Genomic DNA, 13,924 nt, shown 5'->3' on the forward strand with positions numbered 1-13,924 from the left:
TTAGTACTTCTTTTTTCTCATATAATTGACACAATAGTTTTATTGATCTTATGCTGTCACTTTGATGATCTGCACCTCATAAGGCGCCAACTGAAGAAGTTGGTTTGTCGTTTTTCCTGTAAGCAAGTCGATTCCTGAAGTTGCTACCTCTACTTCTTGATTTTCTTCGGAAAAATTCATCACAAAATAATAGGTAGTCGGAGCGAGCTGCTCTTGCTGACTTTCTCTACTTTGAATCGACACGTTCGTTGAACCTTGGCGGACCCACTCATTTTGTAAGCGAAGCTGTTGTGTTACTTCTTGATAGAAGTCTTCCAAAAAGGCTTGATCCGTCCGTCCCCCAAGATAGTAGGCACTTCCTTCACCATAATCATTTACGGTCACTGCAGCTTGACCTTGATAAAAATCTGCACCGTACACCCCTAACGTTTGGGCGGTGTTTGTTTGGACAATACTACAATAATCATGAATTTGGTACTGCTGTTCCTTCATTAAAAGCAGATTTTTTTGCTTCAGATATAACGTATCGATTTCTTTCACAGACACACCAAACAGTTCTTCTAACTCTTGGGGCCATCCTCCTAAATAGGTCAAGTCCGTTTCATTCACGATCCCCGTCAAATAAGTGGAAACCAGTGTCCCGCCATTTTTCGTATACTGTTGAAATTTTTTCATAGTTTCTTTTGGTAAGAGGTAAAGCATCGGAGCGATGATCAATTGATAAGCATCAAAGTCATGATCTTTCGTGATGACATCAACCGCGATGTCATGATCCCAAAAATAGCGGTAATGCTCTTGCAACGTTTGTGGGTAGCGTTTGCTCTCTAAACCAAAACCTTGCGCATCATTGAGCGCCCAATTGTTATCCCAATCATAGATGATCGCCACTTTGGCTTTTTTGTGCAATCCTTTGATTTCTTTGATTTCTTCTAAGGCTTTCCCCACTTCTGCTACATCTTGAAAAACACGATTTTGCTCGTCGTTGTCATGGTCCACGACGGCCCCATGGAACTTCTCAGATGAGCCTCGAGATTTTCGCCATTGAAAATAAAGATTACTATCTGAACCGTGAGCAATAAATTGCATAGAAGACAAAAGATGCATCCCGGGACGTTTCGTGCGATTGACTGGATGCCAATTCACACCACTAGGGGTTGATTCCATGATCAAAAATGGTTGCTTTTTCAAGCTACGATATTGATCATTGATAAACCCAACCTTACTTGCCAAATCAGCTGTCGTTCCCCAATCATTATGCCAAGCAGGATAACAGTCCCAACTAATGACATCCACATGCTGGGCAAATTTTCCATAATCAAGACTATAAAAGGGAATCAAATCACGGGTATCTGCCATGAAATTCGTTGTGATCGGCACATCTGGAGACAAACGACGAATGTCTTTGATCTCATGTTCATAGAAATCAATAGTCTGATCGGTTACAAAACGATGCCAGTCTAGATTTAGTCCATGAACTTGCATTTCGCCGATCGGTGAAGGAGATTCGATTTGCGACCAATCGGTGATGGTATGGCTCCAGAACGGTCCCCACCAGGCCTCATTCAAGGCTGCTAGCGTTTGGTACTTCTGCTTGACCCACTGACGAAAGTTTTCTTGGCAAATAGGACAATGACAATCTCCAGAATACTCATTGGAAATATGCCACATCAATAGTGCTGGGTGATCGTGGTAGCGTTCAGCTAATTTCCGATTGATGATCGCCACTTTCTCACGATAGATTGGCGAAGAAAAACAGTGATTGTGTCGCCCACCGTGTAACATTTTTTCCCGTTTTTCATTGGTCCGGAGAACTTCAGGGTATGCTTTAGACAACCAGGCAGGACGCGCACCGCTTGGCGTCGCTAAAATGACGTTACTGTTTCGTTCGGCGAGCTGATCCATGATTTTGTCTAACCATTCAAATTGAAACACCCCTTCTGCTGGCTCTAAGGCACTCCAAGCAAAAATACCAAGGGAAAATGTATTAGCATGAGCTTTTTCCATTAGTTCTAAATCTTTGGCTAAGATCTCGGGATAATTTAGCCACTGGTCAGGATTATAATCCCCACCATGTAAAAAGCGTTCTTCTAAGTTATATCTTATCATCTTCTCTTCCTATCCTTTTGTGCCGCCAGCGGTCAAACCGGTGACAAAATGTTTTTGTAATGCAATAAAGACGAGCGCGATCGGAATACTGATCAAAATGGCCCCTGCCGCAAAAGTCGTATAGCTGGCACCCATTTTATCCGTGACTAATTTGTATAACCCGATGGGTAATGTATAGTACTCAGGATTACGTAAAATCACTGAAGACAGGGCAAAGTCTCCCAGTGGTCCGGTGAAACCATTCATGGCAACCACTGCCAGCATTGGTCGAGATAATGGAATCAAAATTTGCCAGAATATTCGCGTATTGCTTGCACCATCTATCTTGGCACTCTCGTCTAAATCTAACGGAATCGAGTCAAAATATCCTTTCAATAAGTACGTGTTCATGGGAATCTGACCCCCAACGTAAATCAAGATCAGCAACCAATGACTATTGATCAAGCCGAGCATTTGCGCCAGTACAAAAATTGCGATCAAGGCAGAGAACTGCGGGATCATTTGTAGTAGTAAGAACAGCATCAATCCATTTTTACGGCCTGTAAAACGAAACCGTGAAAAGGAATAAGCCGTCATGGAGACAAAGATCAGTGACAGGAACATAGTGCATACACTGATTTTCAATGAATTCAAATACCATTGACTATAATATAGCGAGTTGTCACCAGCAAACAATTTCGTGTAGTGACTTAATGTCGGACTCGTCGGAATCAGACTCGTACTTATTAAACTGTTCCCAGGATTAAAACTAGCACCGATCGTCCATAGTAAAGGGTAGACGATCACCACTACCGTAAAAATCAGTACAAGATATGTCAAGGATAGGCGGACAAATTTTTGTTTTTTCATACTTGCTGCCTTCATGTTATCCAACCTCCTTGAATGAATTTGTTCGGCGGAATTGCCATAAAGCAATCGCGATCACGACGATCGATAAGAGAATCGTCAATGCTGCTGCTAGTGCATATTGACTATTTTGCATCGTGAGCTTATAGATCCATGAAACCAAAATATCGGTACCACCAGCGGTCGAACCAGGAACTGCCGGTCCGCCAGAATTAAACAGATAAATGATATTGAAATTGTTGAAGTTAAACGTATATTGCGTAATCAAAATTGGTGCCATTGCATAAAGCAGTAATGGCAATGTGATTCGTCGGAATTTTTGCATAGCTGAAGCACCATCGATGGTCGCCGCCTCATACAAATCATCAGGAATGGATTGCAGCGTCCCTGTAGTCACGATAAAAATATACGGAAAGCCTAGCCAGCCTTGAATCAGTAACAAAGCTAAACGGGTCCAATTCGCACTCGTTAGCCAAGGAATCGGTGAAATCTGGAAGAAATTCAAAATCGTATTATTGATCGCACCAAAGGAATCATTGAACATTCCTGAAAACACCAAGATCGTAACAAATCCCGGAACTGCCCATGGGAGGATCAAAATTGTTCGAAAGAACTTTTTGAATCGTAGTTCTTTTTGATGCACCAGCACCGCTAAAAATATTCCGATAGAAACTTGTAACGTTGAGGCGATCAAGGTCCAGATAACTGTCCAGCCTAGAACATTGAAGAAGGTACTACGCCAAATATCGACAGTAAAAATCTTCTTAAAGGTCTCTAATCCCACCCAATCTGCTAAATTGGCAGGTGCAGAATGATAGAGATCATAGTTCGTAAAAGCTAACGCGATACTAAAGAGAATCGGAAAAATAACAGAAAACACGAGTAAGAAAAATGCTGGGCTACTCATTAAATAAGGATAGCCTTCTCTTAATAGTGCCTGGTAGCTTTCACGGATAGAGTTGACTGGTAGCTCATTGTCTCTTAATTCGCCGTTTTTATAGGCATCACGGATGTTTAAATAATAGAACAACAGACCAAAACCGATGACGATCAAGGCAACTAATCCTTCTGCTAATAAAAAGATGGAATTGTCTCTCGGCACTTCCACGCCTAATGTCACGATGCCCCAAAGTCCCATATTAAATAAATCTTTAAAGACGACAAGATACATAGCAAAAAAGAAGAAAAATAAAGCGCCTTTGATTTTTTGCCGATTATAAAATTGACCGAATCCTGGTATTATCGAGAATAGCATTGCTCGTTTTGCATACGACTGCGTGTTTTTCACATTTTCGCCCCCTGTAAGAAAAAGCCGCTGACAAACGTTTCGTTCGGCATTACTTGATTCCTAGTGCTGAATCACCATCCGAAACGTTTGTCCTCGTAACGACTTTTTAGTTTTGAATTGCTGCAATGGCTGATTTGATCTGATCGACTGCCTGTGGTAGAGCTGTTTTCGGTTCAGCCTTTCCAGTAGCAATGGTTTGCAATGCGGCATCCATTGGTTCCCATACTGAATTCATTTCAGTGATCCCTGGTGTTAGTTCTGCGTGTTGGGACTGAGCGGCGATGGCTGCAGCACTTTCACTTTCTTGAACTGCTGGATCATCTGCCAAAGAAGCAACCGCTGGTACTTCCTGTGTTTTTTCATAACGAACTTTTGAGTTTTCTTCATTGCTGATAAATTTGACGAACGCTTCAGCTAATTCAGGGTTTTGGGAATAGCTACTTACGTTGTAGCTTTTGACACCGATAAAGGAGCCCATATGTTCACCATTGCCTAATAATGGCAATTCTTTCACACCATAGTCGATGCCCGCTTCTTTATAAGGAGACAAGTTCCATGGTCCCGAGACGACAGCTGCAGCTTTTCCTTCCGTAAATAAAGAGTCCAACACATTGATTCCTTGTTCACCGACCAATCCGGATGGAAAAACACCGGCATCATAAAATTGTTGGATATAGTCTGCTCCTTCGATCGCACCTTCATTAGCTAATCCAATATCTTCAGGGTCATAGGATCCATCGGCATTCTCGCCAAAAACATAACCGCCATAACCGCTCAATACACCTTGTGCGTAATAAATTTGATCCCATAATGCCAGTAACCCATAACTGTCAGCACCTAAAACAGATTTAGAATACTCTAGCCACTCATCCGTTGTCTGTGGCAAGTCTTCTTCGGAAATTAGCTCTTTGTTATAATACAAAATTTGTGTTTCAACCGCTTTTGGTAAGCCGTAGACTTTGCCATCAACGATTTGCGATTGCATTGCTGATTCCGTATACAGATCTTGTAGCGTTTGATCGACTGTTAATTCTTTCAACAACCCTTCGGTAACGGCTGTACCGATTTGATCACCAGGAATTGTGATGACATCCGCACCTGTACCAGCGGGTCCATCCAATCGTAAATCTTCAATCTGTCCACCATAGGCTTTTTCGACCACTTTGATCGTCACATCGTGTTCTTCTTCAAATTGTTTGACTGCCTCTTCAATCCCAGCTGATTTTGCTTGGTCTTCCCAGACCAATAGATCATAGTCCTTATCGCTGCCACTATTTGCTGCAGTACTATCTGTCCCTTCACTTTGTGGACCGCAAGCACCTAATCCTAAAGCTGCTACACTTAAAAAAAGAACTCGAGACATTTTTTTCATCATCATTTCTCCACCTTTTCTTTATTTTGCAAACGCTATCTTCTCATTTATAATAAATTATTTTACTTAATATGTAAATAGTTTTACTAAATTTATTTCTTTAACAGAGTAAACAAACGTTTTAAATCAAGGTTTTTCAAACAAACATTTTTTTGAAACATCTCCGCGCTCTGAAATTTCACTATTCAGTAAATATATTTAGTAAATTCATTTACTTGGTAAAGTTGTTAGCGTATACTAGAAGAAAGAGGTGAAGAAGATTGGTTACAATAAAAAAAATTGCCGAGCAATCAGGCTTTTCACAAGCGACTGTTTCCCGATTATTGAAAGGCGACGAATCGTTGTCGATCGCAGCCGATACGCGTCAAAAAATTATTCATACCGCTTTATCACTAGGTTATGATCGCTCAAAAATAAAAACAACACTAGAAAAAATCGCCGTCCTTTTCTGGCTGACAGAACAAGAAGAGCTTCAAGATGTCTATTTTCGACAATTGCGAATCTCTTTAGAAAAATATGCGAAAATCAACAATTTGGAAATTCAATTGATCACCCATGAAGATGATGTTTTAGAAACATTGCAAGAGGTCGCGGGGTTTATTGGGATTGGCTCTTTCACTGAGAAAGAAACGCAGCAGTTCAAATCCGTTTGCCCCTATGGTGTCCTTTTGGAAATCAACCCCTGTCCAGAGCTGTTCGATACGGTCAAACCCGATACTGATCGAATGACGCAACTGGCGATCGATCTGTTTTTAACAAAAGGATACCGAAAGATCGGCTTTATTGGTGGCGCTTATCTAAATCCTGATACTCAACGCGCAGAAATGGATAGTCGCGAGATCATCTTCCGTCAAACGCTGGCTCGTCGAGATGCGTTCGATGAGGCGTTCCTGTTTACTGGTGGCAATTTTTCCGTTGAAACCGGCTATCGTTTGGCGAAAAAAATGGTGGAATCCCTTGGTGACAATTTGCCAGAGGCGCTCTTTGTGGCTTCTGACACCGTCGCAGTTGGTGTGCTCCAAGCGTTAAATGAACGATCTATCATCATTCCTGATCGCTTGGAATTAATCAGTATCAATGACAATGAGATCGCAAAATTTGTGGCTCCCCCACTAACAACGTTTAACATCGATGTGGAGGAAATCGCCAAAACCGCGATCGATTTGCTGGTGGATCAGATCGTTCATCCTCGAGCGATCACCAAAACAGTCCTTTTAGGGGCTGAACTCATCGAGCGAAAAAGCTTTACGCAAGCTTAAAAAACGCCCCTAGAAAGTTAGGAAAAGCTAACTTTCTAGGGGCGTTTCATTGTCTAAATCGAAAAAAGCATTCTTTCGTTTTTCACATCTCTTTCGCCACAGCATACACAAGATGTGGCATGTCCACTTGTCGATAGTGTTTAACAAAGCGATCCACCAGCTTCATTCCATTGCGCAATGCCACATTTATGGAGGCTTGATTGGACTCACGAATGATCGAATAAATAATATCGGCATTCAGCGTTCCAAACGCATAGTCTTTACAAGCCTGGGCGGCTTCTGTGGCAAACCCATGATGCCAGAAGTTCTTTTGAAACAAGTACCCAATTTCTAAAACAGCTTCTCCCTTGACGTCTTGCCACGTCAAGCCGCATTGACCGATCGCTTGCCCGGATGCTTTCTCAATCACTAGCCACAAGCCAATGTGATCGTTTTGATAGCGTTGCAGCTGTTTGTCGATCCAACCAGTGACTTCCTGCTCACTGAAGGGTCCTTCATAGGCAATCATGACTTCTGGATCTTGCAAAATCTTTTCAATCGCTGGACGATCGTCATGACTCATTTCTCGCAACAATAATCGCTCGGTTTCAATTAGTGGTTCCATAGTTGTTGCGCTCCCTTCTATTCCATTCGGTTCCTTTTCCAAAAATACCAACTCGCTGACCATGCGGTGATGGGTAAAATAATCACCGCTGCCAGACCCGTGATCAAACAAACGATCAATTCTGAGACGAACGCCTTTGAATTGATCATTTCACCAAAGGAGATCGACAAATCTTGAAACCACGCAATCAACGCCAGATTACTTCCCATAAAGGCAAACAATAAGGTATTGATCGTCGAAGACAATACGTCTGATACCACTGTCATACTACTTTTACTTAATGCCTTGATTGAGACTTGCGGGTTTGCTTGAAAAAGTTCATAGGTCGCAGTGCTGATCGCCATACTCCCATCTGCCACCGCCCCCGAAAAACTCATCAAAATGATCGCAGTCATCAATGTCTTAAAATCGATGGCTACATCAAAGGAATACATCGCCAACTCATCGAGTTCCTCTGCCGAAAACCCATGAAGATTCATTGCAGAGAGCACAAGAGGAAATAATAGTAGAAAAAGCCCTAGAAAGACCAACACACAGACAAAGGCAATTTTGGTTTTCTGATTGACGCCGTTCACGAAAAACAAGGTGATCGCCGCCACGGCTAAAAAGGCAACACAAGCCGCTGGTAAAATCGGTGCCCCTCGGTCAATCAGGACCAGTAGCGCTAGAAAGACGGCCACATTCATAAACAGACCTGTGACTTGAAACAGCCCTTCGATCCGAAAAACAGCGAAAGTCAGCAAGAGAAAAAGCAAGATCAACACAAACAAAACAGTCATTTTGCTTTCCTCCTATGCACTTCAAAACAAAGGAGCGTCAACGGTACCGATAAAACCAACGCAAAGCCGCCGCATACTGTACGCACTATTTCTAAAGAAAGATGCATCGGCAATGCTTGCGAAAGCAGCCAGCCATTGGCTAGGTAAAACAATAGCGCTGGCATACTCCCACTTAAATAGGCAAACAACAAGACATTGATCATCGAAGAAGTCGTATCTTGCGCGATGGACCGACCGATCGCTAATCGTTCCTTGCGGCTCGTCTGGGGATTGATGCGTTGGATCTCATCTAAACTGGCAATCAGCATGACGATATTGTCCATGCTGGCACCGATTGCGCCAATCAGCAGACTTCCTAGATAGACACTGCGATACGGACGGGTCAGAAACGACATTTCCTCATAGCGCAACCCATGATCTTGCAAAAGATCCATGGCGAATCGACAGAGAAAAAACGCCAAGAGAACGCTGGCTAAGGAGGCAATGATTTTGCGGCTGTCGATCGTGCGAAAGCCATAAGAAATCCCCATCGTCATAACCAACGAGACGATCGTAAAAACGATCATCAAAAAGACCAATGAAAAGGAGCTGTTGCCTTTGTGAAACCAAAGAAAAAGGAGCAGCAAGCCAGTATTCACAAAGATACTAAGCAAAGCCCGTAAGCCTTTTTTGCCACCAATTGCGACTACTGCCATCAGGAATAAGGCAAGGAAGAAAAAGAGATACCCATCCCGTTTTTGTGTTTGTACCTTCCAGCCATCCCCTTCTTTTTGCAAAAGCAGCTGTTGTCCGGTCTGATACAACGGATGAATCGCACCGTTGGGGGTGTATTGCGTAGTGACTGTCCGCAGTGCCCCAGCTTCTTCTCCGTTGCGAAGGATCCCTTGAATCTGCTGCTGGTCGGCGGTGACTTGAACCGTTTGTACTTCTATGATCGGCTGTGTATAAAAGCGACTGCTTTGGGTTTGGATCAGCCAGCTCAAGACCAGCAAGCTAACAAAGGCCGCTAGATAATAATACTTTTTCAAGACCGTCTCCTTTCATTTTCAGCAAAAAAAGACTTAGACAAACCACCAGTCCTACGACCAATCACCTTGTGAGGCTGGATGACTGGTCGAAATGGTTACTGTGTTGGCGAGACTAACTGCTTTGCTAGTCGCCTGCTTTGTCAAAGTCCTTTTACTTGCTCGTTTTGCTTACACGACATTTTGCGGTGTACCTGCTTTAAAACCGCTTAAGTTCGCCACAGCGATCCCCATCAAACGACGCCGCGTTTCGACGGGTGCCCAAGCGATATGCGGTGTCAAATAGCAATTTGGCGTCTGTAATAAGGGATTGTCAGCTGCGATCGGTTCTTTTGAAACGACATCTGCCGCCAAGGCTGCGATCTGCCCGGTTTTCAGCGCTTCAGCAACTGCCGCTTCATCGATCAAGCCGCCACGGGCGGTATTGATCAGGATCGCAGAAGATTTCATTTGTGCCAATGCTGTGCGATCGATCATTTTTTCTGTCTCAGGAAACTGCGGAACATGAAGGCTGATGATATCTGCTTCTTGATACAATTCCGCCAGCGAAACTTGTTTTGCCCAATCCGCTTGTGCTGGTTTTGGTCGATGATTAAAATAGATCACCTTCAACTGAAACGCATGAGCGATCGTGGCAACTGCTTGAGCAATCGCACCATATCCAATCAGCCCAATCGTTTTGCCTGCCAATTCCATCAACGGTGTCTGCCAATAAGAAAAATCTTTGCTGGTTTGCCAGTCGCCCTGATGCACGGAACGATTATGGTGTCCCACTTGATTCGTCACTTCCAGCAGCAAAGCAAAGGTCGCTTGTGCCACTGCATTGGTACTATAGCTAGGAATATTGGTCACGGTGATTCCTTGTTCCTTCGCTGCTGCAAAATCAACGACATTGTATCCAGTTGCTAATACCCCAATGTAGGTCAATTGCGGACATGCTTTGAGCACATCAGCGGTGATCGGTGTTTTATTTGTCAAAATCGCTTCGGCATCACCGATTCGCTCAATTATTTCTTGTTTATCTGTATATGAGGTACGATCATACACCGTCACCTCTCCTAATTTTTCAAACCCTTGCCAAGCCAAATCCCCTGGATTCAACGCATAGCCATCAAGTACAACGATCTTCATTCTTTCGCCCCTCTCGCTTTTCCTTTTGCTTTTCCATAAAAAACGGGAATTCCTAGTAACGTCACGCCGATTCCCACGACTGCTAACCACGTGTCAGTGATCAAGGTCATGATCAAGATAAAACAGCCGCCTAAAATCGCAACCAAGGGAATGATTGGATAGAAGGGAACTTTATACGGACGCTTCATCTGCGGTTCTGTTTTTCGCAAACGAAAAACTCCTACAAACAATAATACACTAAAGAACCACATAACAAAAACCAGCATATCGGTCAAAAGATCAAAGGTGCCTAAAAGCATCATGATACAAGCGATCCCTAATTGTAAAAAGGCCGCCGCATAGGGTGCATTGGTGGTTTTGCTTAGGGTCGCAAAGGTCTTACTGAAAGGAATCTCATCTTCCAACGCCATCGCATATGGGACCCGCAAGCCAGTCATTGTATAGCCGTTCAATGCGCCATAAACAGAGATCAAGATACCGATCGTGACCAGTTTTCCGCCAAAACTGCCGAACAAGGCCATCGCAGTTTCTGAGGCACTGTTCAAATTACCAGCGATTTGATCGATCGGCAATGTTTTTAAAAACGCAACATTGATCAACACGTACACCAAGGTGACAAAACTCAACCCAAAGATGATGGCTTTAGGCAAATCTTTTTCGGGTCGCTTCATTTCTCCAGCGACATTGCCGACCCCCATCCAGCCATCATAAGCAAAAAGGGTTGCTAAGAGGGCACTACTGATACCAGCTGCAAGGGAGCCTTGAGTATTGGAAGAAAAATCCACCAATGAGACCGATACTTGCCCTGGTGTCATCAGGCCAGCCACGATAATCACCGCAATCGGAATCAGCTTGACTGCTAAGGTGACGGACTGGACTTGAGCTGCAGCTTTTGTTCCCAAAAGATTAATCAAGGTCACACTCGTTCCGGTCAAAATCGATAAAGGAAGCAAATAATTGCTAGGTAGATGAAATAAGTTCAAACATTGTGTTGCGAAAATAATACTTAAAGCCGCCACGTTCGCTGGAAAGTAAATGATACTTTGTGCCCAGCCTAATAAAAAGGAGGGTAATTTCCCATAAATTCTTTCGATATATCGAATAGGTCCGCCGGTCTCAGGAATCGCCGTCGCTAACTCTGCCACGGTCAAGCCGCCGCAAATCGTTAGAAAGCCGGCAAGCAGCCAAACCAACAAGGTCAATCCAGTCGATTGGGTCTGCTGGACCACAGCCGCTGCTTTGAAAAACACGCCGGCGCCAATCACCGTTCCCATTACTGTCGATAATGCCCCAAAAAAACTGATTTCTTTTTTCAATTGACTTTTCACAACATCACTTCCTTTTTAAATGAATAAGTCAAAGTATAGCGGATAGAAACTATCTTGACTAGAGGAATTTCAGAAAACAAAAAGCAAATACCATGAAAAGACGGCATTTGCTCCAAAATTTTTTTATTCTTTTGTGGATTCTTGAAAAACCAGCAACGGAAGCTGTCGTTTTTTGTGCATTTGTTGAACCAAATAAATTCCTGCCAGCAAGATGATCGGGAAAATGATCGCACCTAAAATCCCAACCTGCAGCTGTTGTCCCGACCATTCGACGATGCTACCGACGACAGCGGGTCCGATTGAACATCCTAGATCTCCCGCTAATGCCAAATAAGCAAATAGCGCCGTCCCGCCGTTGCGAATGTATTGCGCAGCAAGACTAAAGACCCCCGGCCACATGATCCCTACGGCAAAACCGCTTAAGCCGCAGCCAAGGAACCCGATCAATGGCAATGAAGCAAAGCCGATCATCATATACGCCAGTAGGCAAAGCAAAACACTCAAAAACATAAAGCGTTTCAAATCGATTCGTTCTCCAAATTTGCCGTAAAGCAAGCGGGAGATCCCCATCATCAAGGCAAAAACCATCGGTCCTGCCAAATCGCCTAGTGTCTTACTAACACCTAAGCCCTGTTCAGCAAAGGTCGATGCCCATTGGCTGACTGCTTGTTCGCTGGCTCCAGCACAGACCATCATCACCAGAAACAGCCAAAAACTTTTCAAGGAAAAGAGCTGCCGAGTGGTCAACCCTCGTTCTCCTTCGGCAACGATTGGCGCCAACGGGACTTTAGTAAAGAAAAACAAATTGACCAACGGGATCAGCGCCCAGACGATCGCTAAAATCGGCCACTGTTGAATACCGAACACCATGAAGAACGCCGTTGAGAACAAAACGACCCCCACGTACCCCCAGCAATAAAACGAGTGCAGCATGCTCATCGTTTTTTCCTTATGTTCCGTTGGACAGGCTTCAACGATGGGACTGACTAAAACTTCCAGCAAGCCACCGCCAATGGCATACAACAAAACCGCTGCTAACAATCCGCTAAACGGGGTCGGAAACCATAAGGGAAAAATGGCTAAACCAATCAAGCCGATCGCTGCAAAAAAATGCGCCGCTACGATCGAAATACGATAGCCGATACGGTCTACAAAAAAGATTGCTGCAAAATCGACGGCTAACTGAGTCAAAAAGTTAAAACTGACCAACAAAGTTATCTGGCTGATTGGTAGCTGGTATTGGCTTTGAAAGGTCAAAAATAATAAGGGGGCAAAATTATTGATCACGGCTTGAACGATGTACCCTACAAAGCAAGCCGCAATCGTCGAACGATAACTTTTCATTTTCACTTCTCCTTTACTCGTCTTATCAGTATACCAAGTCCAATCAGTCGGGAACCATGGAGAAAACACTTTTTTTACCCAGAGAATCTTAAGGAAATCAGGATTCCTCTTTCTTCAGATGATTTCCTTAAATAGAAGCAGCAAAAAAGCTGCCCTCACAGACAGCTTTTTCCGACTTATTCTCAAGGCTAGGCGTTTTTCCTCCGGGCAGCGATGGTTTTCATGGTGGCTTCAAAGATTGGGCCAATAAAGACGATACACAAGAGAGTACCTAACCCCACACTGGCGCCTAACGCAAAACCGATCAAGACCATCGCAGCATCCAATCCGATACGGATCGTTTTTTGGGTCAATTTGCTTCGTTTGTAGATCAAGGCAGTCAAGGCTTCAAGTGCGGCCGACCCTTTGTTGGAAGAAACGTAAATGCCGGCGCCGATGCCAAATAAGATCGGTGCAGCGAAAATAGCGATCCATGGGTAGAAAGGCAAATGAATTGATACTTTGTCCATCACTGGTTCAAAGATCCCAATCAACAAGCCTAAGCCGATCCCGTTGATAAAACTGCCAATGCCTAATTCGGCACGATCAAAGACTGCAACGATCAACAAAACAACAATGTTAAAACACAAACTGGCTATCCAAAAAGGGACATCGATAAAATTCAAAATTCCTAACAAAAACGTACTGATCGTATCATATCCTTGATGGGCAGTGATCAATAAGGATATGGCTAACGCAATCAGCCCGGTACCTATCAAAACTTGTGCAAATTTTTTGGTTTCTTTCACAACATCACGCTCTCTTCTTTATTTTTCCTCTCTTAGTTTACCGTGAAAGCGTCA

12 protein-coding genes are annotated in these 13,924 nt (G+C 43.6%); 1 reads left to right on the plus strand and 11 read right to left on the minus strand.

Going from position 1 to position 13,924, the window contains the following annotated elements; genetic code table 11:
* Positions 1-48: 48 nt before the first annotated feature.
* The 4 genes from IGK63_RS10720 to IGK63_RS10735 form a co-directional block, all read right to left on the minus strand.
* Positions 49-2,106, minus strand: a complete 2,058-nt coding sequence (locus IGK63_RS10720; protein WP_008378936.1) for a beta-galactosidase — start codon at positions 2,104-2,106, stop codon at positions 49-51.
* 9 nt (positions 2,107-2,115) lie between these two features.
* Positions 2,116-2,970, minus strand: coding sequence for a sugar ABC transporter permease (locus IGK63_RS10725; RefSeq protein WP_008378938.1), 855 nt, complete (start codon positions 2,968-2,970; stop codon positions 2,116-2,118).
* Position 2,971: 1 nt separating this feature from the next.
* Positions 2,972-4,207 carry a carbohydrate ABC transporter permease gene (locus tag IGK63_RS10730; RefSeq protein WP_016613570.1) on the minus strand — a complete coding sequence of 412 codons (1,236 nt, stop codon included), beginning with the start codon at positions 4,205-4,207 and terminating at the stop codon, positions 2,972-2,974.
* A 139-nt stretch (positions 4,208-4,346) separates the two neighbouring features.
* A complete protein-coding gene (locus tag IGK63_RS10735) occupies positions 4,347-5,618 on the minus strand; it encodes an extracellular solute-binding protein (protein ID WP_016613571.1) in 1,272 nt (423 codons plus the stop codon).
* 254 nt (positions 5,619-5,872) lie between these two features.
* Between IGK63_RS10735 and IGK63_RS10740 the strand changes: the two genes are divergently transcribed.
* Positions 5,873-6,871: a LacI family DNA-binding transcriptional regulator gene (locus IGK63_RS10740; RefSeq protein WP_008378943.1), complete on the plus strand. Its 999-nt coding sequence runs from the start codon at positions 5,873-5,875 to the stop codon at positions 6,869-6,871.
* A gap of 82 nt (positions 6,872-6,953) precedes the next feature.
* Here IGK63_RS10740 and IGK63_RS10745 read toward each other — a convergent pair whose 3' ends face one another.
* The 7 genes from IGK63_RS10745 to IGK63_RS10775 form a co-directional block, all read right to left on the minus strand.
* Positions 6,954-7,475 carry a GNAT family N-acetyltransferase gene (locus IGK63_RS10745; RefSeq protein WP_008378945.1) on the minus strand — a complete coding sequence of 174 codons (522 nt, stop codon included), beginning with the start codon at positions 7,473-7,475 and terminating at the stop codon, positions 6,954-6,956.
* Positions 7,476-7,492: 17 nt separating this feature from the next.
* Entirely contained in the window at positions 7,493-8,254 is a 762-nt protein-coding gene (locus tag IGK63_RS10750; RefSeq protein ID WP_008378947.1) for a YibE/F family protein, read from the minus strand.
* Positions 8,251-9,282, minus strand: coding sequence for a YibE/F family protein (locus IGK63_RS10755; protein WP_008378948.1), 1,032 nt, complete (start codon positions 9,280-9,282; stop codon positions 8,251-8,253). Before IGK63_RS10755 ends, IGK63_RS10750 begins: the two co-directional genes overlap by 4 nt.
* 168 nt (positions 9,283-9,450) lie before the next feature.
* Positions 9,451-10,410: a D-2-hydroxyacid dehydrogenase gene (locus IGK63_RS10760; RefSeq protein ID WP_016613573.1), complete on the minus strand. Its 960-nt coding sequence runs from the start codon at positions 10,408-10,410 to the stop codon at positions 9,451-9,453.
* On the minus strand, positions 10,407-11,738 hold the full coding sequence (locus tag IGK63_RS10765; RefSeq protein ID WP_016613574.1) for an APC family permease: 1,332 nt from the start codon (positions 11,736-11,738) through the stop codon (positions 10,407-10,409). Before IGK63_RS10765 ends, IGK63_RS10760 begins: the two co-directional genes overlap by 4 nt.
* A 123-nt stretch (positions 11,739-11,861) precedes the next feature.
* Positions 11,862-13,082: an MFS transporter gene (locus tag IGK63_RS10770; RefSeq protein ID WP_008378951.1), complete on the minus strand. Its 1,221-nt coding sequence runs from the start codon at positions 13,080-13,082 to the stop codon at positions 11,862-11,864.
* Positions 13,083-13,270: 188 nt separating this feature from the next.
* Positions 13,271-13,870: a YczE/YyaS/YitT family protein gene (locus IGK63_RS10775; RefSeq protein ID WP_005234774.1), complete on the minus strand. Its 600-nt coding sequence runs from the start codon at positions 13,868-13,870 to the stop codon at positions 13,271-13,273.
* Positions 13,871-13,924: the final 54 nt, after the last annotated feature.

This window comes from Enterococcus sp. AZ040 (assembly GCF_050499185.1).
Classification (GTDB): Bacteria; Bacillota; Bacilli; order Lactobacillales; family Enterococcaceae; genus Enterococcus_D; species Enterococcus_D entomosocium.

Excerpts from the sequence above, each read along its gene's own strand:
- IGK63_RS10720 (WP_008378936.1), bottom strand. The coding sequence starts at position 2,106 with ATGATAAGATATAACTTAGAAGAACGCTTTTTACATGGTGGGGATTAT.
- IGK63_RS10735 (WP_016613571.1), bottom strand. The coding sequence starts at position 5,618 with ATGATGATGAAAAAAATGTCTCGAGTTCTTTTTTTAAGTGTAGCAGCT.
- IGK63_RS10760 (WP_016613573.1), bottom strand. The coding sequence starts at position 10,410 with ATGAAGATCGTTGTACTTGATGGCTATGCGTTGAATCCAGGGGATTTG.
- IGK63_RS10725 (WP_008378938.1), bottom strand. The coding sequence starts at position 2,970 with ATGAAGGCAGCAAGTATGAAAAAACAAAAATTTGTCCGCCTATCCTTG.
- IGK63_RS10770 (WP_008378951.1), bottom strand. The coding sequence starts at position 13,082 with ATGAAAAGTTATCGTTCGACGATTGCGGCTTGCTTTGTAGGGTACATC.
- IGK63_RS10750 (WP_008378947.1), bottom strand. The coding sequence starts at position 8,254 with ATGACTGTTTTGTTTGTGTTGATCTTGCTTTTTCTCTTGCTGACTTTC.
- IGK63_RS10730 (WP_016613570.1), bottom strand. The coding sequence starts at position 4,207 with ATGCTATTCTCGATAATACCAGGATTCGGTCAATTTTATAATCGGCAA.
- IGK63_RS10745 (WP_008378945.1), bottom strand. The coding sequence starts at position 7,475 with ATGGAACCACTAATTGAAACCGAGCGATTATTGTTGCGAGAAATGAGT.